This window comes from Sphingobium sp. FG11 (genome assembly GCF_057809915.1).
Window position 1 is genome coordinate 187487 of the sequence record NZ_JBMDKW010000004.1, and the last position, 20703, is coordinate 208189.

23 protein-coding genes and 1 tRNA gene are annotated in these 20703 nt (G+C 62.6%); 12 read left to right on the top strand and 12 right to left on the bottom strand.

Features of this window, described 5'->3' with window-relative positions; genetic code table 11:
- The first annotated feature begins 4 nt into the window (after window positions 1-4).
- Complete coding sequence (locus tag ACODSN_RS05290; protein WP_489053682.1) at window positions 5-1006, top strand: inorganic phosphate transporter; 1002 nt, start codon at window positions 5-7, stop codon at window positions 1004-1006.
- Window positions 1007-1323: 317 nt separating this feature from the next.
- Here the strand turns inward: ACODSN_RS05290 and ACODSN_RS05295 are convergent, their stop codons facing one another.
- Entirely contained in the window at window positions 1324-2145 is an 822-nt protein-coding gene (locus ACODSN_RS05295; protein WP_489053684.1) for a cold-shock protein, read from the bottom strand.
- A 228-nt stretch (window positions 2146-2373) separates the two neighbouring features.
- Between ACODSN_RS05295 and ACODSN_RS05300 the strand changes: the two genes are divergently transcribed.
- The 3 genes from ACODSN_RS05300 (at window position 2374) to ACODSN_RS05310 (ending at window position 4256) form a co-directional block, all read left to right on the top strand.
- Entirely contained in the window at window positions 2374-2991 is a 618-nt protein-coding gene (locus tag ACODSN_RS05300) for a ribonuclease D (RefSeq protein WP_489053685.1), read from the top strand.
- An 18-nt stretch (window positions 2992-3009) separates the two neighbouring features.
- On the top strand, window positions 3010-3660 hold the full coding sequence (locus ACODSN_RS05305; protein WP_489053686.1) for an LPS export ABC transporter periplasmic protein LptC: 651 nt from the start codon (window positions 3010-3012) through the stop codon (window positions 3658-3660).
- Window positions 3661-3737: 77 nt separating this feature from the next.
- Window positions 3738-4256, top strand: a complete 519-nt coding sequence (locus ACODSN_RS05310; protein ID WP_489053778.1) for an LptA/OstA family protein — start codon at window positions 3738-3740, stop codon at window positions 4254-4256.
- Here the strand turns inward: ACODSN_RS05310 and ACODSN_RS05315 are convergent.
- The 4 genes from ACODSN_RS05315 to ACODSN_RS05330 all read right to left on the bottom strand — a co-directional run bounded on the left by ACODSN_RS05315 (window position 4253) and on the right by ACODSN_RS05330 (window position 7959).
- Window positions 4253-4852 (bottom strand): histidine phosphatase family protein, encoded by a 600-nt coding sequence (locus ACODSN_RS05315; RefSeq protein WP_489053687.1) that lies wholly within the window; start codon window positions 4850-4852, stop codon window positions 4253-4255. The two genes, ACODSN_RS05310 and ACODSN_RS05315, sit on opposite strands and share 4 nt — an antisense overlap.
- Window positions 4849-5652 carry a 3-deoxy-manno-octulosonate cytidylyltransferase gene (gene kdsB, locus ACODSN_RS05320; RefSeq protein ID WP_489053780.1) on the bottom strand — a complete coding sequence of 268 codons (804 nt, stop codon included), beginning with the start codon at window positions 5650-5652 and terminating at the stop codon, window positions 4849-4851. Before kdsB ends, ACODSN_RS05315 begins: the two co-directional genes overlap by 4 nt.
- 5 nt (window positions 5653-5657) lie before the next feature.
- Complete coding sequence (locus tag ACODSN_RS05325) at window positions 5658-6665, bottom strand: KpsF/GutQ family sugar-phosphate isomerase (RefSeq protein ID WP_489053688.1); 1008 nt, start codon at window positions 6663-6665, stop codon at window positions 5658-5660.
- Between the two features lie 295 nt (window positions 6666-6960).
- A complete protein-coding gene (locus ACODSN_RS05330) occupies window positions 6961-7959 on the bottom strand; it encodes an NAD-dependent epimerase/dehydratase family protein (protein ID WP_489053689.1) in 999 nt (332 codons plus the stop codon).
- Window positions 7960-8157: 198 nt separating this feature from the next.
- Here ACODSN_RS05330 and ACODSN_RS05335 point away from each other — a divergent pair, with 198 nt between their 5' ends.
- Together ACODSN_RS05335 and ACODSN_RS05340 are read left to right on the top strand one after the other, a co-directional pair.
- Entirely contained in the window at window positions 8158-9285 is a 1128-nt protein-coding gene (locus ACODSN_RS05335) for a GNAT family N-acetyltransferase (RefSeq protein ID WP_489053690.1), read from the top strand.
- Window positions 9282-10151, top strand: a complete 870-nt coding sequence (locus tag ACODSN_RS05340; protein WP_489053691.1) for a cupin-like domain-containing protein — start codon at window positions 9282-9284, stop codon at window positions 10149-10151. Before ACODSN_RS05335 ends, ACODSN_RS05340 begins: the two co-directional genes overlap by 4 nt.
- On the opposite strand, the gene ACODSN_RS05345 is transcribed toward ACODSN_RS05340, so the two are convergent.
- Window positions 10129-11202: a GNAT family N-acetyltransferase gene (locus ACODSN_RS05345; protein ID WP_489053692.1), complete on the bottom strand. Its 1074-nt coding sequence runs from the start codon at window positions 11200-11202 to the stop codon at window positions 10129-10131. The genes ACODSN_RS05340 and ACODSN_RS05345 overlap by 23 nt on opposite strands.
- A 55-nt stretch (window positions 11203-11257) precedes the next feature.
- Window positions 11258-11707 carry an acyl-CoA thioesterase gene (locus ACODSN_RS05350; RefSeq protein WP_489053782.1) on the bottom strand — a complete coding sequence of 150 codons (450 nt, stop codon included), beginning with the start codon at window positions 11705-11707 and terminating at the stop codon, window positions 11258-11260.
- Between the two features lie 207 nt (window positions 11708-11914).
- Between ACODSN_RS05350 and ACODSN_RS05355 the strand changes: the two genes are divergently transcribed.
- The gene (locus ACODSN_RS05355) at window positions 11915-13150 is read left to right on the top strand and encodes a YceI family protein (RefSeq protein WP_489053693.1); all 1236 of its coding nucleotides are present in this window, start codon (window positions 11915-11917) and stop codon (window positions 13148-13150) included.
- Window positions 13151-13168: 18 nt separating this feature from the next.
- Window positions 13169-13450, top strand: coding sequence for a DUF427 domain-containing protein (locus ACODSN_RS05360; protein ID WP_489053784.1), 282 nt, complete (start codon window positions 13169-13171; stop codon window positions 13448-13450).
- Between the two features lie 3 nt (window positions 13451-13453).
- Here ACODSN_RS05360 and ACODSN_RS05365 read toward each other — a convergent pair whose 3' ends face one another.
- From ACODSN_RS05365 to ACODSN_RS05380, 4 genes are all read right to left on the bottom strand, one after another.
- A complete protein-coding gene (locus tag ACODSN_RS05365; RefSeq protein ID WP_489053694.1) occupies window positions 13454-15325 on the bottom strand; it encodes an ABC-F family ATP-binding cassette domain-containing protein in 1872 nt (623 codons plus the stop codon).
- 273 nt (window positions 15326-15598) lie between these two features.
- Window positions 15599-16744, bottom strand: a complete 1146-nt coding sequence (locus ACODSN_RS05370) for a Fic family protein (protein ID WP_489053695.1) — start codon at window positions 16742-16744, stop codon at window positions 15599-15601.
- A gap of 126 nt (window positions 16745-16870) precedes the next feature.
- Window positions 16871-17512 carry a fibronectin type III-like domain-contianing protein gene (locus tag ACODSN_RS05375; RefSeq protein WP_489053786.1) on the bottom strand — a complete coding sequence of 214 codons (642 nt, stop codon included), beginning with the start codon at window positions 17510-17512 and terminating at the stop codon, window positions 16871-16873.
- 114 nt (window positions 17513-17626) lie between these two features.
- Window positions 17627-17713, bottom strand: a tRNA-Tyr gene (locus ACODSN_RS05380).
- Window positions 17714-17814: 101 nt separating this feature from the next.
- Between ACODSN_RS05380 and ACODSN_RS05385 the strand changes: the two genes are divergently transcribed.
- Together ACODSN_RS05385 and ACODSN_RS05390 are read left to right on the top strand one after the other, a co-directional pair.
- On the top strand, window positions 17815-18555 hold the full coding sequence (locus ACODSN_RS05385; RefSeq protein ID WP_489053696.1) for a TrmH family RNA methyltransferase: 741 nt from the start codon (window positions 17815-17817) through the stop codon (window positions 18553-18555).
- Window positions 18556-18593: 38 nt separating this feature from the next.
- Complete coding sequence (locus ACODSN_RS05390; RefSeq protein WP_489053697.1) at window positions 18594-19373, top strand: hypothetical protein; 780 nt, start codon at window positions 18594-18596, stop codon at window positions 19371-19373.
- 14 nt (window positions 19374-19387) lie between these two features.
- On the opposite strand, the gene ACODSN_RS05395 is transcribed toward ACODSN_RS05390, so the two are convergent.
- Entirely contained in the window at window positions 19388-19705 is a 318-nt protein-coding gene (locus ACODSN_RS05395; protein ID WP_489053698.1) for a 2Fe-2S iron-sulfur cluster-binding protein, read from the bottom strand.
- A 76-nt stretch (window positions 19706-19781) separates the two neighbouring features.
- Between ACODSN_RS05395 and ACODSN_RS05400 the strand changes: the two genes are divergently transcribed.
- Window positions 19782-20399 (top strand): DNA-3-methyladenine glycosylase family protein, encoded by a 618-nt coding sequence (locus ACODSN_RS05400; RefSeq protein ID WP_489053699.1) that lies wholly within the window; start codon window positions 19782-19784, stop codon window positions 20397-20399.
- Window positions 20400-20404: 5 nt separating this feature from the next.
- The gene (locus ACODSN_RS05405; RefSeq protein ID WP_489053700.1) at window positions 20405-20647 is read left to right on the top strand and encodes a DUF2188 domain-containing protein; all 243 of its coding nucleotides are present in this window, start codon (window positions 20405-20407) and stop codon (window positions 20645-20647) included.
- The last annotated feature ends 56 nt before the right edge of the window (window positions 20648-20703 follow it).

Here is a 20703-nt window from a genome sequence, read left to right on the forward strand (position 1 = left end):
GGTCATGGACGCTCATCTCGCTTTTCCGCTTCTCGTCGCGCTGATCGGGGTCGCGCTCGCCTTTGATTTCCTCAATGGCCTGCATGACGCCGCCAACTCGATCGCGACCATCGTCTCGACACGGGTGCTCAAGCCGCAATATGCGGTCGCCTGGGCGGCATTCTTCAACTTCATCGCCTTTCTGTTTTTCGGCCTGCATGTTGCGGAAACGGTCGGCAAGGGCATCGTCGACGCCAGCATCATCGATCCGTCGGTGATCTTCGGCGCGCTGATGGGGGCGATCGCCTGGAACCTCATCACCTGGGCGCTCGGCATTCCGTCGAGCAGCAGCCATGCGCTGATCGGCGGCTTGCTGGGCGCGGGCACAGCCAAGGCGGGCGTTTCGGCGATCGTATGGACCGGCGTGTTCAAGACCAGCGCCGCGATCATATTGTCACCCGCTGTCGGGCTGCTTCTTGCGCTGCTGCTGGTGCTGATCATCAGTTGGGTGTTCCGGCGATTTACCCCTCAGGGCGCCGACCGTGTGTTCCGCAAGCTGCAACTTGTCTCCGCATCGCTCTATTCGCTGGGGCATGGCGGCAATGATGCGCAGAAAACCATGGGGATCATCGCGGTGCTCCTCTATTCGCAAGGGATGCTGACCGGCGGCTTTCACGTGCCGCTCTGGGTCGTGCTGTCCTGTCAGGCGGCGATGGGGATGGGCACGCTGCTGGGCGGATGGAAGATCGTGCATACGATGGGATCGAAGATCACGCGACTGACGCCGGCGCAGGGATTTTGCGCGGAAACCGGCGGGGCGATTACCCTGTTCCTCGCGACGCATCTGGGCGTTCCTGTATCCACTACCCACACAATCACGGGCGCGATCGTTGGCGTGGGCGCATCCCGGCGGCTGTCGGCGGTGCGGTGGAACGTGGCATCGAGCATCATCGTCGCCTGGGTCGTCACCCTGCCCGCCGCCGCCCTGATTGGGGCGGGCTTTTACGGGCTGACCCGGCTGTTCTGAGTCGCGCCTCGGGCGTGCGAACCGCAGGGATTCGGTCAGGCCGCAGCCTGCCTCAACTTCGCGCATGTCCTGCGTGGGCGGCCTATCGCTGATCTGAAACTACGGGACCACCGAGCGGGCAATACAACCGAGCGGCAGCGGCGTCTCTCACAGGGACAACATACTATAAGGCTGGCTTTGGCCGTACCGCCGGTCAGATCATCGGCCACCATTTGCTCCCGCGTTCCGCACCTCTCCGCCTCGCTTTCTCCAAAACAAAACGCCCGCCGGTTTCCCGACGGGCGTTTCGCTAGTTCAGGGCTGTCCGTCCAAGGTCGTCAGTCGGCCTTGGGCTGAAGATTGACGGCCGCATACTTGCCGCGCCGATCGACTTCCAGCTCGAAATCAAGCCGGTCGCCTTCGTTCAGAGCACCCATGCCAGCACGCTCGACGGCGCTGATGTGCACAAACGCGTCAGGCTGTCCGTCATCGCGCTGAATGAAGCCGAAGCCCTTCATCGCGTTGAAGAATTTGACCGTGCCGCTGGAGCGTTCGCCTGTGAGCTGGCGCTGTGGGCCGCGATCGCCACCCGGCGCGGCGCCAAAGCCACCCGCGCGAGGTTCGCGCGGTTCACGCGGCGGACCACGATCGGTCACGGGAAGCGGTTCGCCCTCGATCTTGAGGTCCGTCGCTGACACCTTGCCACCGCGATCCACGAGCGTGAAGCCGAGCTGCTGTCCTTCAGCAAGGCCGGTCAGGCCAGCCTGCTCGACCGCGCTGATGTGTACGAACACGTCCTCGGCGCCGTCATCGCGAACGATGAAGCCGAAGCCCTTTTGACCGTTGAAGAACTTAACGACACCCGTGCCTTCGCCAACGACCTGGGCTGGCATACCGCGGCCACCACCGCCGCCGCCGCCGCCGCCGAAACCACCGCCGCCGCCGCTGCGGAATCCACCACCGCCGAAGCCACCACGATCGCCGCCGCCGCCGAAGCGATCACCACCGCCGCCGCCGAAACCACCGCGATCGCCACCGAAGCCACCGCCACCAAAGCGGTCGCCGCCGCCGGCATTGCCGCCGCCGTAAAAATTATCCTCGCCGAAACCGTCGCGCTTGTCCTTGCCGCGACCGCCGCGGCGCCCTCTATCAAAACTCATGCCCTGTTAGTCACTTTCGCTTCGCCCAAGACAAAACCGGACAGGCATGTCGGGCGAATGACATGCAGAATCCACCGCGAACGTGCGGTTTGGGAGTCACTATATCAACTTTTCCCGGCAGCGCGAACGATTTTAGCCCGATTGTCGCCATATTTGTCTCCCGCCCTTCGTGCGGTCCGCATGAAAGCCTTCATTGAGTTGCGACGCTTTTCGCCATAGAGGGAAGCCATGACCGTATATTTTCATGAAGAAGATCTGCCCGAAGGCGTCCTCGCCCCCGGCCCTATCGCCATCGATACCGAAACCATGGGTCTCATCACCCCCCGCGACCGACTGTGCGTCGTCCAGATCAGCGATGGCAAGGGGGACGAGCATCTGGTGCGATTCGGCCCCGCGAGCGGTTATGCCGCGCCGAACCTGAAAGCCGTGCTGGCCGATCCCGAGCGACTCAAGCTCTATCATTTCGGGCGATTCGATATTGCCGCCATTCGCCATTATATGGGTGTGGTGGCGGCCCCCGCTTATTGCACCAAGATCGCGTCCCGCCTGATCCGCACCTATACGGATCGCCATGGCCTTAAGGAGCTGGTGCGCGAGCTGCTGGGACAGGAACTGAGCAAGCAGCAGCAAAGCTCCGATTGGGGCGGCCCGGTCCTGTCCGACGCGCAGAAGGAATATGCCGCGTCTGACGTGCGCTATCTCCATGCGCTGCGCGAAGAACTGAACCGGCGGCTGATTCGCGAAGGTCGCATGGAACTGGCCCAGGCCTGTTTCGATTTCCTGCCGCACCGTGCCGAACTGGATCTGGCGGGATGGCCAGAGGTCGACATTTTCGCGCATATGTAAGGGGGACGAGCGCCGCCCATGTCCATTCAGGCCGATCAGCAACGCCATGTGCGACGTCATTGGGCGCGGCCGGGCGGCAGCCATGACCGACTGGTCAAGGCGCTCAAAAATTATCTGCCGATGGCCGTCGGCGTGCTGACGGCGCTGCTCGCTACCGCACCTTTCACGGGCGGTGACAAGGTCAGCTTCGTCCTCGACAAGAACAAGGTCGAGGTCGCTAAGGAACGGATGCGCGTATCGGAAGCGCTGTATCGCGGGCAGGACAGCAAAGGGCAGCCCTTTTCCCTGCGCGCCAGTTCCGCCGTACAGAAAAGCTCGCGCGAGCCGTTCGTGGACCTGAACGACATGACCGCCCGCATCCTGCTGAGCGATGGACCGGCGGTGCTCAATGCGCAAAAAGGCCGCTACGCCATGGAAACGCAGCGCATGGCGATCGTCGGGCCGGTGCAGTTCGAATCAGCTGGCGGCTATCGGCTGACCACGCGGGACGTCGGCATCGACCTCCAGTCGCGGCGGATGCGCAGCGCGGGCCGGGTGGACGGACGCATGCCCATCGGCACCTTTAGCAGCGATCATCTGGAAGCCGATATGAACAACCGCGTCGTGACGCTGAATGGCCGCGCCAGCTTGCGTATCGAACAAAATGGCCTCAAAGGGCAGACACGATGAAAAGCCCGCGCCGCCTGCCCAATCACCTGATCGCCGCCGCCTCGCTGGCTGCCGGCAGCCTCGCCACCGCTGCGGCCATGATGAGCGTAGCGGGCGCGCAGGTTTTCAAGAATCACGACAGCAATGCGCCGGTGAATTTCACTGCCGACCGCATCGAGGTGCAGGATCGTGCCGACCGTGTGGTCGTATCGGGCAATGTCGTCGTCAATCAGGCCGGCATGACATTGACCGCGGCGCGCATGACCGTGGCTTATCGGCAGCAGCGCGCGACCAGTCCCAGCAGCGCCAATCCTGGCGCGAGCAATGTGGAGATCGACCGGATCGATGCTTCAGGCAATGTGATCGTGACCAAGGCCGATCAACGGGCACGGGGCAATGTCGGTATCTACGATCTGAACAGCCGCATCATCACCATGCTCGGCAATGTCGCGCTCGATCAGGGGGCCAACCATCTGACCGGAGGCCGGTTGATCATGGACCTGAATAGCGGGCGGTCGACGGTGGATGGCCGGTCATCAGGCGGCGGCAGCGGCGTATCGACTGGCGCGGGTGGCCGCGTGTCGGGCACTTTCTCGGTGCCCCAGCGCAACAATTAAGACAGCGGGCGTTCGTCCCAGCGGATAAGGCGAACCGCACCACCGCGCTCCACCGCCATCTCGCCAAACGCCCCGGTCCGCAATTTAAGCGACGCGAGCGGCAGGCCCAGCGCCAGCAAGGCAAAGCGCGCCGCTCCGTTACTCGTTACGAGCAGGTCAGCCCCCTCGCCCGGCTCAGCAAAGAAGCTGCGCCATGCGGCGATGCGCTGATCAGCATCGACGCGCCATCCGGGCGGGGCAATGCCCCGATCATCCCATGCCGCCAGTGCCGATGCGCCGACGCGTACCGTCACCTCCGCCTCGGGTCGCCCCTCATCGGGACCGTGATCGACCTCGTTCAGCCAGGACGCGACGCCATCACGAGGATGGGCGATGGCTGTGCCGATCCTGTCCGCCGTTTCGCGCGCGCGCAGCAGCGGACCGCAAAGCAGGCGAGCCACGGGAAGTCCTTCCGCCGCGAACCAGCGCCCGAGCCGGTCGGCTTGCTCCCGCCCGCTCGCCACCAGGGGAATGTCCGTACCGGCGCCGATCCGGCGCGCGCTAGCGCTGTTTTCGAAGGTGTTGCCATGCCTGATGATGAAGATGCGCCGGGTCATGGCAGCGCCGGGGTGGGGTCGCCATGCGTCGCGATCAGCGCCTCGACACGGGCGATGTCGGCCTGGGTATCGATGCCGGAACTGTCGAACAGCGGCGGATCGACACGCACCGTCATGAGGGGGATCCCGAGTTCGAGCAGGCGCAATTGCTCCAGCCCCTCCAATTGCTCCAATGCGGTCGGAGCCGCTGCCTCGAACCGCTCCAGCGCGTCCAGTCGATAGCCATACAGGCCAACATGACGCAGCACCGGGGAAAGTGGCTGACTGGCCCGCAAGACGGATTCCCCCCGGATGGCGGGGATGATCGACTTGGAAAACCATAGCGCCCGCCCGTCAGGGGCGGTGGCGCAGGTCGTCCCGCTGAATGGCGAGCGCTGCTTGTGATCGCGCAGCGCGTCAAGCGCTGCCCAGTCCAGCGCGATCACCGGCGTGACGACCTCCGCACCCTGTTCCAGCGCAGCGACGACCGCACCCAGCGCACCTTCGGGCTGGAAGGGAGAATCACCCTGCAAGTTGACAATGAAACGCGGGAGGCGCGCACGGTGTCGCGCCGCAGCAAGGGCGCGGCCCGATCCGGTGGCGATCGCGCTGTCGGTCATGACCGCATCGCAGCCCGCGGCGCGGGCATGATCCGCTATCTCGTCATCGTCGGTAGCCACGACCAGATCGATCGCAGGCAGATTATGCGTTGCTACGCGGGCCATGGCGATCGTCCGGTGCAACAGGCTGCGTCCCGCGATCATCGCCAGCGGCTTGCGCGGAAGTCGGGAGGACCCCGCCCGCGCGGGGATGACGACCAGCGTGTTCAGGCGACGCCAGCGTGCAACAGATCATGCATGTGTACCGCGCCAACGACCTCTTCTTTTTCGCACACGAAAAGCAGGGTGATGTTGCGCTCATGCATAAGCCGCAAGGCTTCAGAAGCGAGTTCTTGCGGGTCGACCGCCAGCGGCGTGAGCGTCATGAACTGCTCGATAGGCTCATTGAGGTTACGCTTGCCCGTGACGGTGCGGCGAAGATCACCATCGGTAAACGCGCCCAGCAGCCTGTTCTTATGATCCACGACCGCCGTACCGCCAAGCCGGGCACGCGTCATTTCGATGGTGGCGTCGAGCAGCGAGGCGTCGCCGCGCACCATCGGCACTGCGTCACCGCTGGCCATCAGTTCGCTCACCTTGATGAGTTGCGCGCCCAGCCTGCCATTGGGATGGAATTTATGGAAATCATCGGCGGAAAAACCCCGCATTTCCATCAGCGATATGGCGACCGCATCGCCAAACGCCATTTGCACCGTGGTGGAGGTGGTGGGAGCCAGCAGATTGAGGCACGCCTCTCGCACGGCGGGCAGGCGAATGCAGATATCCGCCGCAGTCGCCACGGTGCTGCGCGATTGCGCCGTCATCGCCAGCAACGGGATGGCGAAGCGCTTGCAATAATGGATGATCGGCCCAAGTTCGGTCGATTCCCCCGAATGCGACAGCATCAGCACGACATCCTCGGGCGTAATCATGCCCAGATCGCCATGGCCGGCATCGGCGGGATGGAGGAAGATAGCGGGCGTCCCCGTGGAGGTCAGCGTCGCGGTCATCTTGCGCGCGACAATGCCACTCTTGCCGATCCCAGTGACGATAACGCGACCGCGCGTCTTCATGATCACGCCGATAAGCCGAACAAAGGTGGCGGCGAATTCGCTGTCGGCGAACTGCGCTTCCAACGCATTCAGCCCGCTGGCGGCAATCGACAGACTGCGGCACGCTGTTTCCACTATGCGCCCCCCGGACCCGAATGGCACGATCTTCGTTGCTGTCGACACGCGTTTGCCCTTTTTTCCGCGCCACCTCTGGCCGTTGCCAACGATGGACACGGGAACGGATGACCGCATTCGGCCTGCCATTCCTTCCCTTGTTCCGCGACCCGTCATTCATCTACGCGAATGCTGTGGGGTGCTTACGCCGTTTCAGATACTTATGGCAATCTATTTCGCAGTTGCGAACATTCGTGACAAGCCCATTTCCGGCGGTAAATCGACCAGATTTATCGATAGACCGTATAGTTTTTGAGACAAATCGCGAAACTTTTTGCACTGACAAGCGTGTGGTACATTCGCCTTATTTACCGTGATAATCGCGATACCAAGAAACGAATCGCGGAACGCCAGTTTCTATGGCTGTTCCCGGTGCGAAGCCGATGTCTCGTGCAATGGCGCTGATATCGGCGAATGTCGCCGGCACATCGCCAGGCTGCATCGGCTGGAAATCGATCTGGGCCTTGCGGCCGCAGGCCTCCTCCAGCACGGCAATCAAGTGCATCAGTTCCTCGGGCTGATTATGGCCGATATTATAGAGTCGGTGCGGCGCGCGGCTGCCGCCAGCCTTTACCGCGCCGTCATCGGCGGGAGCATGATCGAGGCAATCGACAACCCCGCGCACGATATCGTCGATATAGGTGAAGTCGCGCTGCATCCGCCCATGGTTGAACACCGGGATCGGATCCCCCGCCAGGATCTTCGCCGTGAAGATCCACATCGCCATGTCAGGGCGGCCCCAGGGGCCATAGACGGTGAAGAAGCGCAGGCCGGTCATCGGAATGCGAAAGAGATGGGCGTAGGTTTCGCTCATCAATTCATCGGCACGCTTGGTAGCGGCATAAAGCGAGACCGGATGATCCGCCCGGTCCTCGACCCGGAAGGGTAAACTGTCATTGCCGCCATAAACCGAGGAGGACGACGCATAGACGAGATGCCGCACACGTCGTTCCCGCGCCAGTTCCAGCATGTTGACATGACCGGCGAGATTAGACCGCACATAGGCGTGCGGATTTTCCAGCGAATAGCGCACACCCGCCTGCGCGCCGAGATGGACGATTGCCTCCACGGTATGGGGGGCGAGTGCGGCGTGAAGCGCACCCATATCAGCAAAGTCCAGTTCCACGAAGGTGAACAGCTTACCGTGCCGTTCCTGAAGCATGGCGACCCGGTCCCGTTTGAGCGACACCTGATAATAGTCGTTCATATTGTCGATGCCGATGACGGCACGCCCCTCCGCCAGCAATCGGTCGGCAACATGCATGCCGATGAACCCAGCCACGCCGGTAACCAAAATGGTCATGCGGGAGTCCTGACGCCAATTACGATCAGCCGCTTCATAATCGCCATGCCATACCCCTAAAATTCGACCCGCGATGCGCGAACGGAGACGTTATGGCGCACAGACAATCCTGCGCGCAAGATAAAGGAATAGCGCCCGGCCGCTCCATGCGGGCGGCCGCTTAGGCTTTCTCTAATCTTTCGGGGCTAAGGCGGGGCGATGGACATGGCATCCCACCCGTCGGCCGGGGCCGCGCCGCCCGCGATCGCCCGGCTCGCGCGCTGGACCGATCTGGCGGCCAATGCAGCCGAACCCAACGCCTTTTACGCGCCCGATATGCTGGATGCGGCCCTCGAGAATCTCGCAGCGCAAGGGGCGGTTCGCCTGATCGAGGTGCAGGCGGACGGGCGGACGATCGGACTGCTGCCCGTGACGGTCTCGCCGCGCCATGGCCGGCTGCCATTGGCCTGCGTTACCAACTGGATGCACGATCATTGTTTTTTCGGCGCACCGCTCATCCGCGTTGGGCATGAGATCGCCGCATGGCGCGGCTTTCTCGCCCAACTGGACGCCGCCCCCTGGGCGTCCGGATTTCTGCATATGAAAGGGCTGGATGCGGCTGGCGCCAGCGCTGCCGCGCTCGAAGCGCTGTGCGTCGAACAGCATCGGTTACGCCGCGAAATTCATCGATATGACCGGGCGATGCTGCGATCGGATCTGAGCGCGGACGCCTATTGGGAAACCCATGTTCGCGCCAAGAAGCGCAAGGAAATCCGGCGGCTGGAGAAGCGGCTCGCGGAGCTTGGCGTGGTAGAGAGCCGGCGGCTGGAAGACCGATCGGAACTGACGTTATGGTGCGCGGCGTTCCTTGCGCTGGAAGCATCGGGATGGAAAGGACGAGAGGGCAGCGCGCTCGATTGCAAGCCTGCAGATGCCGCCTTCTTTCGCGCAGCATGCGCCGCTGCCTTCGATGCCGGACGACTGCATTTTCTGCGAATGGATATCAATGACCAACCAATCGCGATGCTGGTCAATTTCCGCCATGGTGCAGGCGCTTTCTCCTTCAAGATCGCCTTTGACGAGCAATATGGCCGGTTTTCGCCGGGCGTACTGATCGAGATCGCCAATCTTCAGGCAGTGCAGGACGACGCCGCAATCGACTGGATGGACAGTTGCGCCGCGCCGGACCATCCGATGATAGACAGCCTATGGGCGGAACGGCGCTCAATCGTGCAATATCGCATCGCTTTGCATGGCGGCGGGACGAGTCGTCTGCGCCGTGCCGCGGCCTATACGCTGGCTAACAGTGTCGAAGGACTTGCCGCCCGCATGAAAGGATTGGGATGACCGCCCACAGCCCCATCACACCTGCCTCCGGCGCCCTGTTCTCCGACGGCGCCCGAGCCGCTTTTCGCGCGGCTTATCCCGACCGCTCGACGCGGCTCACGCACGGGCTAGTCGATCATCCATTGCTGACCGTCACGAGCCTCGCAGATCTGGTCGAGCGGATGCCGGCGTCTCGGGTCGAATATAATCTGGGCAAGCTGCCCCTCGGCGTGCGCGCCGAAGATACGCCGTCGAACGGTCTCAGCCTGCGCGACACAATCCTGACAATCGAAACCAACGGCAGTTGGGCGGTCCTCAAGAATGTCGAGCAGGATCCGGCTTATGCTGCGCTGCTCGACGCCGCGCTCGCCGAACTGGAGCCGATCGTTCGCGCCAGCACGGGACCGATGCTGAACCGGGAGGCATTCATCTTCCTGTCCTCGCCCGGCAGCGTTACGCCGTTTCACATGGACCCGGAGCATAATATCCTGCTCCAGATCATGGGACAAAAGATCATGACCGTCTTTCCCGCCCGCGACGAAAGGCTGGTCCCGCCGCAGCAGAGCGAATCCTTCCACAATGGCGGGCATCGCAACCTGACATGGCGCGACGATTTCCGGGCGCGCGGTGAGGCGGTGACGCTGGAGCCGGGCGACGCCGTGCATGTGCCGGTCAAAGCCCCCCATTTTGTCGAAAATGGTCCGGCGGTGTCGATCAGCCTGTCGGTGACATGGCGTTCGGAACGGAGCGTCGCGGAAGGGGAATTGCATAGTTTCAACGCGCTATTGCGCCGTCGCGGCCTGCCCACCGGGCGGATCGGCGCGACGCCGGAGACGCAAAGGCTGCGCCGTCTTGCCTATCGCATCATGCGGAAGCTGGGCGCCTGAAGAGGCGACGGAGGATCGCTTCCACCTCAAGCCGGGGCGAAAATCGTTCGATCACCCACCATTCGAGCGATTCTTCACTGGTGGCGAGGCTCTGCTTGTAGCGGTCCTTGCCGGCCAGCAGCGAGTAAAGCGACAGCCCCCTGCCCGCATAATGACTGACGGCGGCGGCATGGCATAGCAGGCCGGGTTTGTCCTTGGACGAAAGCGGCGTCGCGAAGGCGGACTGATAATTCATCGCCCGGCCGCGATAGACGAAATTGACGAGCAGGCCGATCGTGCCACCGGGATCGGCAAAGCGCAGCAACTCGACCTCGCCATTGGCCAGCCCCCGCAGGCACAGCGCGGTGACGAAGCGGCAAAAAGCGTCATCCTCCCACGCATTGTCGGCATGGCGACCGACGTTGAGCGCCCGCATCTCCTCGATCCCCGCTTCGACCTCGGGCAACGTGGCGGCGCGCGTGACGGTGGGTAACTCCCCCCCATGATCCTTCATCGATCGCCGGATCTGGCTACGCGTATTAGCGCTGAGCAGCGCCAGATAATCACCCCTCTCCGCGCGCAGCCGATCGAGATCGACCTGATAGACGGGCGACTGATCGACGCGCGTCCGGCGGCGGCCGGGCAACGCGAGCAGCGGGGATGAGGGCGCAACCCCGCTCAGGCGAAAGGCGCGCCAGTCGCGCCGCGCCGCGATCGCGGCAAGGGCAGCGCGTGCGCCCTCCTCCTCACGACCCTTCGCCACCAGCAGGCCGTTATATTCCACGAAAGGCCGATCCGCCGCCGCAATGCCCGACTGATTGAGGCACAGCGTCGCGACCGGCCCCAGCACGCGCGGCGTCATTGCATGGCTGACCAGCGCGAGCGCGATATCCTGCCCCGCCCCGTCCACCACGGCCAGCAGTTCGGGCGTTACGGCATAGCTGTCGAGCCAGGCGTCGGTCCACGTCCAGCCGAGGAAAAAAGAGGCGTCGGCACGGGCTTCCAACACCTGCCAGCGTCCGGCGAGCGCGACCCGGTCAGGGATCAGGGAAAAATGCGCGTCGGGAAGCATCGCGTCCTTGTGGCAGAGGCATCGGCGCGGTCAAGCGCCATGCAGCACCGACCGACTAGGTGACGCGCTCAGCAGGCTGACGCAGGAAGTTCAGCTCCATCGCCTCACGCAGACTGGGATCGATGAGGCGGCGGCCTTCCGCGCCATGGGTGACGACGGTCGTGTCGCAGGTCGCGACGCACAGCCCTTTCTGAAAGGCGGCAGAACTCACGGTCCAGCTCGTGCGCCCGATATGGCCGATCCCGCAGCGTATCTCGAACGGATAGGGGAAATGCGATTCCTCGACGAAGTTCAGCGCAAGCCCGGCCACCAGCCAGCGTACGCCCTGTTCCTGCGGATGACGGCCCAGATGATGATGGAAGCGAATACGTGCGGTTTCGAAGATACCCGAAATCGCCACATTATTAATGTGGCCCATCGTATCGATATCCTGGAAGCGCGTATCCATGCTGGTGACGAAGCTGTACGCGTCCGGATCCAGCCGCCAGGCGTCGGGTTTGGCCATCATCATTCTCCCATGCCTAATGGCTTCAATCTCTTACCCATCATGACCGGGGATGCAATCGCGCACGCAGAATTGCACCTGTTGAGACCTTTTTAGCACAGTCTGCGGCAGACTTCCCGAACCGCGCCCATGGATCGACCAGTAGCGTGCCATGGACTTCGCCCGCATCCCGCCCTAGCGTCTGCGCACCATAGCCGGGGACTGCCCATGCCACAACGCTACAGCCTTGCCGCAATCACCCTCCACTGGCTGATCGCCGCGCTGCTGGCGTTCCAGATCAGCGTCGGGTGGGCGCTGGAGGATCTGGGTGCGCGCGGGTTCGCCATGTTCCAGCTGCACAAATCCGTCGGCATTACGATCCTCATCCTCACGCTGCTGCGCGTCGCGATCCGCGCCTGGAAACCGCGCCCGGCGAAGCTGGAGGGCGGATGGCAAGGCGCGTTGGCGAGCGGCGTGCATGCCGGCCTCTACATCTTCATGATCGGCGCGCCGCTCACCGGCTGGGCGCTGGTCTCGACCGCCAAGGTCAAGGTGCCGACGCTGATCTTCGGCATCCTGCCCCTACCCCATCTGCCGCTGCCGATGGCCAGCCATGGCGCGGCGGCCGACGCGCACGGACTGCTCGCCTGGCTCGGAATCGCGCTGTTTCTGCTGCATGTCGCGGGGGCGCTGCGGCATCATATCCTGATGCGCGACGGGCTGATCTGGCGGATGATGCCGACGCGCTCGCCTGTGCTGCTGTTCGTGCTGCCTGCGCTGATTCTGGTCGGGCTGATCGGCGGCAAGGCGATTCTGCCCGGACCAGCCCCTGCGAAAGCGCAAGCAGCGACCGCCGCCGCCCCGACCAACGCATCGGAGCCTGCGCCGGGCGGGAATGCGATGGAGGAAGAAGCAGCCAACGCCGCCGTCCCGGCTGACAACGCCCTCGCCGCGAAAGAAGAACCGGCCGGACCGCCACCAACATGGGCCGTGCAGCCGGGCGGGAAAATCGGCTTTTCGGTCGGCAATGGCGGCGAGACGATCAATGGCTCGTTCGGCAAATGGACCGCCGCTATCGTGATGGACCCGGACCGTCCCGAGAGCGCGGATATCAAGGTGACGATCGACCTTGCGAGCGCGACCGTCGGCGACGCCTATCAGGACGGGATGCTGCCGGGCGACGAGTTTTTCGCCGTGGCCGCGCACCCGAGCGCAACCTTCATCGCCAAAAGCGCGGAAAAGACCGGGCCAAACAGCTATCGCGCTGCGGGCACGCTGAGCCTTAAAGGCGTCACCAAACCGCAGACAATCCGCTTCACCCTGTCGGGCAGTGGCAAGACGCGCAAGGTCAGCGGATCGGCCACGATCGCGCGCGCGGCCTTTGGTGTCGGCAATGGCGACAGCAGCACCGGGCTGAGCGCCACCGTGGCGGTGCGTTTCAATTTCAACGCCAAAGCCGAATGACCGGCAGGAGCAGCTATGATGGTCGAGGCGCGATGGAATGGCGCGGTGATCGCCCGTAGCGACGATACGGTCGTCGTCGAGGGCAATCATTATTTCCCTGCGGCTTCGGTCGATCAGGCGGTGCTGCGCCCGAGCGCCACGACGAGCGTCTGTCCGTGGAAAGGGACCGCGCATTATTATTCACTGTCGGTCGCGGGCGCGGATAACAAGGACGCCGCTTGGTATTATCCCGAACCCAAAGTCGCCGCCGAGGCGATCAGGGGCCGGATCGCCTTCTGGAAGGGTGTCGAAATCGGCTAGACCTTAGCCCGCTTCCAGCGCCGCGCCCGCTTCCATCCAGACCTGTTCGGCGGTGTCGAGCTTCTTTTCCACGCTCGCGCGCTTCACCATCAGTTCGCTTGTCGTCATCTTCGCTTCCGCGCCGCTCACCGATTTGGGATCGAACAAAGCCGCGTCGATGCGGCTGCGTTCCGCCGCCAGCGCCGCCATGTCCTTTTCGGCGCGGGACACGGCGTTCTTGAGCGCCTTTTGCTTTTCTCGCCATTCCGCCGCGTTGCGCTTTTCGGCCTTGCGATCGACCTTGGGCGCGTCGCCGCCGCCACCACCCGGACCATCGGTCTTGCGCAGGACGATGTCGGTATAATCTTCCAGGCTGCCGTCGAAGGGCTGCGCCGTGCCGCCATCGACCAGCACCAGCCGATCGGCGACCAGTTCGATCATGTGGCGATCATGGCTGACGATCACCACCGCGCCGGAATAATCGTTCAGCGCCTGCACCAGCGCCTCGCGACTGTCGACGTCGAGATGGTTGGTCGGTTCGTCGAGGATCAGCAAATGCGGCGCGTCGCGGGTAATGAGCGCCAGCGCCAGCCGCGCCCGCTCGCCGCCCGACATGCTGCCGACCTTTTGCACCGCGCGCTCGCCCGAAAAGCCAAAGCGGCCGAGCTGCGCCCGCACCGCGCCCGGCGTCGCGCCCCTCATGACGCGGGTCATATGTTCGAGCGGAGTATCGGTGACGTCGAGTTCCTCCACCTGATATTGGGTGAAATAGCCGACATTCATCTTGGACGAACTTTGCATCTCGCCCTCCATGGGAGCGAGTTGCGCCGCGATCAGCCGGGCCAGCGTCGTCTTGCCGTTGCCGTTGCGGCCGAGCAGCGCCACCCGGTCGTCGGGATCGATGCGCAGGTTGACGCGGCGCAGGATCGGCACGTCGCCATAGCCGACTGCCGCCATATCCATGGTGATGAGCGGCGGGCGCAGCTCGGGCGGGCTGGGGAAGCCGAAATGCAGCGTCGGATCTTCGATGGCGGCGGCGATGGGCTGCATCCGGGCCAGCGCCTTGGCACGGGACTGGGCCTGTTTCGCAGTCGAGGCGCGGGCCGAGTTGCGGGCGACATAATCCTGGAGCTTCTCGCGCTCCGCCTGCTGCTTGACGCGGGCGGATTCGAGCTGGGCGAGCCGTTCGGCGCGCTGCCGCTCGAACGCGTCATAGCCGCCGGGATAGAGCGTCACCTTCCCGCCCTCCAGATGCAGGATATAGTCGACGACATTGTTGAGCAGGTCGCGTTCATGGCTGATGACGACCACGGTGCCGCGATAGCTTTTCAGGAAATTTTCCAGCCACATCGTCGCTTCGAGATCGAGATGGTTGGACGGTTCGTCGAGCAGCAGCAGGTCGGGATTGGAAAAGAGCAAGGCGGCCAGCGCCACCCGCATCTTCCAGCCGCCCGAATAGCTGTCGAGCGGGCGGCCCTGCATTTCCTCGTCGAAACCCAGCCCCACGAGGATGCGGGCGGCGCGGGCCGGTGCGGTATAGGCGTCGATCGCGGTCAGCCGCTCATAGATATGGCCAAGGCGATCGGGGTCCTCGGTATGTTCAGCTTCGGCGGTCAGCGCGGCGCGCTCCTTGTCCGCTTCCAGCACGGTTTCGAACGGGGTGGCGGTGCCTGAAGGGGCTTCCTGCGCGATATAGCCAAGACGCGTGTCGCGCGGCATGTCGCAACTGCCGTCATCTGGATCGAGCTGGCCGATCATTACCTTCATCAGCGTCGATTTGCCAGCGCCATTGCGGCCGATCAGGCCAACCCGGCTGCGCGGCGGCAGCGCGGCGCTGGCGCGGTCAAGAATGGTGCGGCCGCCCAGGCGCACGGTGATGGCATTGAGATTGAGCATGCGCGCGCCCCTAGCATGGCCGCACGGGCGAGTGAAGCGGCTCGCGCGGGTTTGGCAAAGCGGCGGCGCGTTGCGAAGTATACAGCGTCGTGAGCGACGCAAAAGTGCGGGATACGGACGCATGGTGCGGATTTCGCAAAACGCGATTTTTGCGAAGTGAGCGCGCGCGGCTGTGCGGCGCGCGGGAGGGGGAGGCAAGCGGACGGTGGAAAGAGCCGGTGGGGGTTATGGCATGGAGGAGCGGGTGTAGGACAGTCAGGCTTACAACGAAAATTATGGCATTTCATTTGGTATAGATTGAGCGTCGGGAACTTTCCACGGCATGAAGGCCATAATGCGCTCCATATTTGCCCTAACCTTACCCTTTTCTCTTACTATTAAATTCATTTTGATTAATTCATTAACATCTCTAGCCAAAGTTTTTGGCGTTTTCTGGAAATATTCTCTCGCTATATCTGCATTGATATCGGATAACTTAGAAATAACAATTCCATCATCACCACATTTATCTGTAAGAGTGATTATCAACTTTCTACGACGAACATCAGCGGCACTATTTTTGTCATGAAATCTATCGTGAATGTAATTAATCCAAGTAACATAAACTTGCTGATCTCGTATATATTCAATTTGTTCTACAAGACCTTCAATAAAACCTTCCACAGAGTATTTTATAAAAGATATCACACCCTCTTGGCCATTGATAGCACCATTCAGCTTTTCATAGTAAGTAGATCGAGTTTTATTATAATGATTACTTAACAAATGCCCGACAGGCTGAGGAAAACCACCAGAAAGCAAAATATAGAGTTCTAAAAGACGGGCGGTTCTCCCATTACCATCACCAAATGGGTGTATCCAAACAAGATATAGATGAGCAAAAACGGCTTTTACAATGCAAAATGCCATTGGCCTATCTTCCGCTGAGGGAAAACGATTTAGCTCATCGCAAAGTTTTTCAAGAAGAAAATCGCAATCCTCCACAGGCGCGCAGCGATACTTTCCCACTGAAACCCGGTGGTTTCTACGTTCCCCCGGTACAACCCCTTCTTCCAGATTAAGATCTTTCAGAACCATTTCATTCATTGACTTAATAAGATCTACAGAAACACCATTTCCGCGCCCATTTTCTGATAGTCTTCCCGTTAAGAATCCTAACGCTTCAATAATATTATTTAATTCATCAGCCAAATACTGCTGGGTTGGAGGAAGACGGAGCTTTCCTTCAATTATCTTCTCTGCCTCCTCTTCGGATAAAGTGTTCCCCTCGATAGCAGTTGTCGCAACAGCCCCTTTAACGAGATAGACCTTGTGCATTTCTGCCGCCAACGTGGGCGCAAGAGGCACGCCGGCTATGTGATTGCATTTGGAAGCAGCCTCACCCAGCGCCATCCAAAGTCGAAAATCGAACTTCGCCATATCCAAGGTAAAATTTATCCAAGGATGTGTCTGTTCATATGTCCGACTCATTGTCCACCATTTATGAGGAATTATCAGCAGCTTAAGTATAATTACTGCAAGCAGGTGTCCCTCTTATCAGGCGACCTACAGTGTCAGCACTGTGCCGTCCATCGATAAATGGGTTAACCAATAGTGGCCAACGTACGAGCAAGCAGACGATGAACTTTTGCCGCAGGGGGCTGAGCTACTCCCCCCTAAATAACGTGAACACGCCATGCAGCCCCCCCCTTCCGAACTCTGGCCCAGCCAGAGGTCGAAGTCGCCGGGTTCGCCGAGGCGCTGGTTGTGGGCGCCGATGAATTCCAGGTCGGTGCGGCTGAGCAAGAAGCGGACGGTGCGGCTTTCGCCGGGGCTTAGCGTCACGCGTTCTATGCGCTTGAGTTCGCGTAGCGGGCGGGTGCGGCTGGCTACCCTGTCGCGGATATAGAGCTGGACGGTTTCGCTGCCGGGCCGCGCGCCGTTGTTCGTGACTTTGGCGCTGATCGCGATCGCGCGGTCCCAGCGAAGCGCGGTGTCGGACAGTTTGAGATCCGACAGGGCGAAGTCGGTGTAGCTGAAGCCGTGGCCGAAGGGATAGCGGGCGCTGTTGCCTGTGCTGGCGAAGCGCGCCTTATTCGGACTGGTGCGCGTCGGTGACGGGGCGGCGGATCGATTACGCAGCAGCGGAATGCCGAGGCGGCTGTCCTTCGCCGCGATCTCGCCGAGACAGCGTGAGAGCGCCGCCAGGGGCTGCGGTCAGGATGGTGCGGCGGTTAAAAGCCATCGGCGGACGCATAACTCCGTGCGGATGAACCGCTGTTGCCCGGCCAATCTCCGCAGCGTGGCTTGCGATGCAAGGGATGGTGGACAGGGTTGGGTTCGAACCAACGTAGGGCGTAGCCCGGCAGATTTACAGTCTGCTGCCTTTAACCACTCGGCCACCTGTCCAGCCCCTACGCGATAGAGGCAAGCCCTTTACCGCGCTGGAGGGGCGCTCAATGACGAAAGGAGGCTTGCCTGTCAATGCTTCCCGTGAAATGAGCGCTTCCATGAAAAGAGGCCATCGCACCAGCAAGCTCAAGGGCGCATTCCCCCGTTTTTACGGGCGGCACGCCGTGACCGCCGCACTCGCCAACGAACAACGGGTCGTGCGCAAGATCTGGGGGACGCGCGAAGCCATCGGCGCGCTCGAATTGCCCCCGGTTTTGCCCATCGTCTATGCCGATGTCGCGGACCTTGGCCGGATGGTGCCATCGGATGCGCCGCATCAGGGAATCGTGGCGGAGGTCGAGCCGCTCGACGATGTGTGGCTGGGCGACGTGCTGGAGGACGGGCGCGACGACAAGCGGCCGATACTGGTGCTCGATCAGGTGACGGACCCGCATAATGTCGGCGCGATCCTGCGTTCCGCCGCCGCCTTCGACGCGCTGTGCATCGTGACGCAGGACCGGCACGCGCCGCCCGAATCGGGGGTGCTGGCGCGCGCGGCTTCGGGCGCGCTGGAGATCATGCCATGGGTGCGGGTCGTGAACCTCGCCCGCGCGCTCGACGAGATTGCGGAGGCGGGTTACTGGCGCATCGGCCTCGACGGTGAAGCGGACACCCATTTGGCGACCGCGATCGGCGAATCGCGCGTGGCGCTCGTGCTGGGCGCGGAGGGCGACGGGCTGCGCCACAACAGCATGGCGCATTGCGATATATTGGCTAAACTGCCGATCAGCGCGCGGATGGAGAGCCTGAACGTCTCCAATGCCGCGGCGATTGCGCTGTACGCCGCCGCCAGCCGGTAGCGAGCCGCCGGCGCGAAGGGTAAGAACGGGGGTTCTGCATGGCGGGTTTCTGGCGGGCGCGGTTGCGCGCGGGGGGTGCGCTCGCGGCGGCTATGCTGCTCTCGGGCTGTCTGGTGACGCCGGGCAAGTTCGAATCGACGCTCGACATCCGCGCCGACCGCAGCTTTGCCTTCACCTATAAGGGCGAGATCATCGCGTCGGACGTCGGCAAGGATGCGATGCCCGGTGCAGGCGCGCCGGCAGCGACCGACGGGGCCGCCGAGCAACTGGACAGCGCCTATGACGATGCGCAAATCTTCAAGATCGCCACAGCGCCCGCTCAAGAGAAATTCGGCGACGCCAAGGGGCAGGATGATTCGGCGCAGATGCAGGCGATCGCCGCCGCGCTGACAAAGGAAAAGGGCTTTCGTTCGGCGCGCTATCTGGGCCAGCACAAGTTTGCCATCGACTATGCGATCGCCGGTCGGCTGACCCACGCCTTTCTGTTTCCGTTCAATATCGATGCGCAGATCGTCCTGCCCTTCGTCGCGGTGGAATTGCGCGGCGAGGACAGGGTGCGGGTGAAAGCGCCCGGCTTTTCCAACGGGTTCGACAAGAGCCAGGGGCCCGCCATGGGGACCGGCGGTCCCGGCGAGGATGCGGCCAAGGCGCTGGACGGGACGTTCACCCTGACGACCGACGCGGACATCATCAGCCAGAATCAAGAGGATGGCGCGACGCCGGTGCCCGCTGGCCAATCGCCGGCGGGCAAGCAGATTCGCTGGCGGATCACGCCGCTGACGAGCGACGCCCCGACCGCGACCTTACGTCTGCGGTAGGGGCATGCGGTCGATCAGTCTTCCGGGGCGATGGTGACGCGCAGGCCGTCCATCCCGTCGCCCAGCACCAGCTGGCACGACAGGCGGCTGGTTTCGTTGCGATGGTCGGAACTGTCGAGCAGGTCGTTTTCATCCGCGCTGATCTCCGGCAGCGCGCCAGCGAACGCCGGATCGACATAGACATGGCAGGTCGCGCAGGAGCAGCAACCGCCGCACAGCGCCAGCAGTTCGTCGAAGCCATTGTCGCGAATCACTTCCATCACCGACAGGCCGTTATCGCCATCGACGGTTTTCTCTTCACCGGAACGGTTGACCACAATCAGTTTAGGCATGTACCCAAATTCCTTATACTTTGTGAGCCGCTCATACGGACGGTCACGGGGAAATCAAGGCCGGGCGGAATATGAAATGGTGAGCACGGCAACGGAATTGCGCGAAAGCCTGGATGCGATCGCCGCCCTGGAACCCGGTTTCGCCGCCGCGATCGCGCGCGCCGGCTACCCTGAACCGCGCGTGCGGGCGCCGGGATATGAAACCCTGCTGCGGACCATCGTCGGCCAGCAAGTGAGCGTGGCGGCGGCGGCGGCGGTATGGCGCAAGCTGGAGGCGGAACTGGGCGCAGGCTGCGCGCCCGAAGTGCTGCTGACGCGCGATTATGACGCGTTGCGCGCCTGCGGCCTGTCGCGCCAGAAACAGGGTTATGCCCGCAGCCTCGCCGAACTGGTGACGACGGGCCAGCTCGATCTGCATGCGTTGCCCAGGGACGATGAAGAAGCGATCGCGCAACTGGTGCGGATCAAGGGGGTCGGCCGCTGGTCGGCGGAAATCTACCTGCTGTTTGCCGAAGGCCGGCCCGACGTCTGGCCCGCCGGCGACCTGGCTGTGCAGATCGAGGTCGGACGCTTGCTGGGCCTGCCCGAGCGGCCGAGCGAAAAGGCGACACGCGCGCTGGCGGAACGCTGGCGGCCGCATCGCGGCGCGGCCGCGATCATGGCGTGGCACCATTATAATAGCGAGGTTCTATAAAGCTCATGTCCCCACCCCAGACGCCCCTGCCCCATGCCCGTTACATCGTCGTTCCGCATGAGGGCGTGTGGAAAATCAATCTCGACAATCGCTATTATGGCCCGTTCGCGACACAGGCGCTGGCGCAGGCCAGTGCGATCGAGACCGCGCGCAAAGCCAGCGAGGGGGGCTATCCCGCCAGTGTGCTGCTGATGCAGGGCACAGCGTTCGAAACCCTGTGGACCAGCGTTCCGGAAAATACAGACTGAAGTTTCGCGCTCCGAAAGGAACCTAGGTTAAGTTCGAGCATTATCGGATCGGACTG

Bases quoted from the DNA above. Each gene is read 5' to 3' on its own strand.
- ACODSN_RS05315 (WP_489053687.1), bottom strand. From the start codon at position 4,852: ATGACCCGGCGCATCTTCATCATCAGGCATGGCAACACCTTCGAAAAC.
- ACODSN_RS05390 (WP_489053697.1), top strand. From the start codon at position 18,594: ATGGCGGGTTTCTGGCGGGCGCGGTTGCGCGCGGGGGGTGCGCTCGCG.
- ACODSN_RS05405 (WP_489053700.1), top strand. From the start codon at position 20,405: ATGTCCCCACCCCAGACGCCCCTGCCCCATGCCCGTTACATCGTCGTT.
- ACODSN_RS05305 (WP_489053686.1), top strand. From the start codon at position 3,010: ATGTCCATTCAGGCCGATCAGCAACGCCATGTGCGACGTCATTGGGCG.
- ACODSN_RS05330 (WP_489053689.1), bottom strand. From the start codon at position 7,959: ATGACCATTTTGGTTACCGGCGTGGCTGGGTTCATCGGCATGCATGTT.
- ACODSN_RS05360 (WP_489053784.1), top strand. From the start codon at position 13,169: ATGGTCGAGGCGCGATGGAATGGCGCGGTGATCGCCCGTAGCGACGAT.
- ACODSN_RS05345 (WP_489053692.1), bottom strand. From the start codon at position 11,202: ATGCTTCCCGACGCGCATTTTTCCCTGATCCCTGACCGGGTCGCGCTC.
- ACODSN_RS05300 (WP_489053685.1), top strand. From the start codon at position 2,374: ATGACCGTATATTTTCATGAAGAAGATCTGCCCGAAGGCGTCCTCGCC.
- ACODSN_RS05400 (WP_489053699.1), top strand. From the start codon at position 19,782: ATGGTGAGCACGGCAACGGAATTGCGCGAAAGCCTGGATGCGATCGCC.
- ACODSN_RS05395 (WP_489053698.1), bottom strand. From the start codon at position 19,705: ATGCCTAAACTGATTGTGGTCAACCGTTCCGGTGAAGAGAAAACCGTC.
- ACODSN_RS05335 (WP_489053690.1), top strand. From the start codon at position 8,158: ATGGACATGGCATCCCACCCGTCGGCCGGGGCCGCGCCGCCCGCGATC.
- ACODSN_RS05295 (WP_489053684.1), bottom strand. From the start codon at position 2,145: ATGAGTTTTGATAGAGGGCGCCGCGGCGGTCGCGGCAAGGACAAGCGC.
- ACODSN_RS05365 (WP_489053694.1), bottom strand. From the start codon at position 15,325: ATGCTCAATCTCAATGCCATCACCGTGCGCCTGGGCGGCCGCACCATT.
- ACODSN_RS05310 (WP_489053778.1), top strand. From the start codon at position 3,738: ATGATGAGCGTAGCGGGCGCGCAGGTTTTCAAGAATCACGACAGCAAT.
- ACODSN_RS05340 (WP_489053691.1), top strand. From the start codon at position 9,282: ATGACCGCCCACAGCCCCATCACACCTGCCTCCGGCGCCCTGTTCTCC.
- ACODSN_RS05385 (WP_489053696.1), top strand. From the start codon at position 17,815: ATGAAAAGAGGCCATCGCACCAGCAAGCTCAAGGGCGCATTCCCCCGT.
- ACODSN_RS05290 (WP_489053682.1), top strand. From the start codon at position 5: ATGGACGCTCATCTCGCTTTTCCGCTTCTCGTCGCGCTGATCGGGGTC.
- ACODSN_RS05370 (WP_489053695.1), bottom strand. From the start codon at position 16,744: ATGGCGAAGTTCGATTTTCGACTTTGGATGGCGCTGGGTGAGGCTGCT.
- ACODSN_RS05350 (WP_489053782.1), bottom strand. From the start codon at position 11,707: ATGGCCAAACCCGACGCCTGGCGGCTGGATCCGGACGCGTACAGCTTC.
- ACODSN_RS05355 (WP_489053693.1), top strand. From the start codon at position 11,915: ATGCCACAACGCTACAGCCTTGCCGCAATCACCCTCCACTGGCTGATC.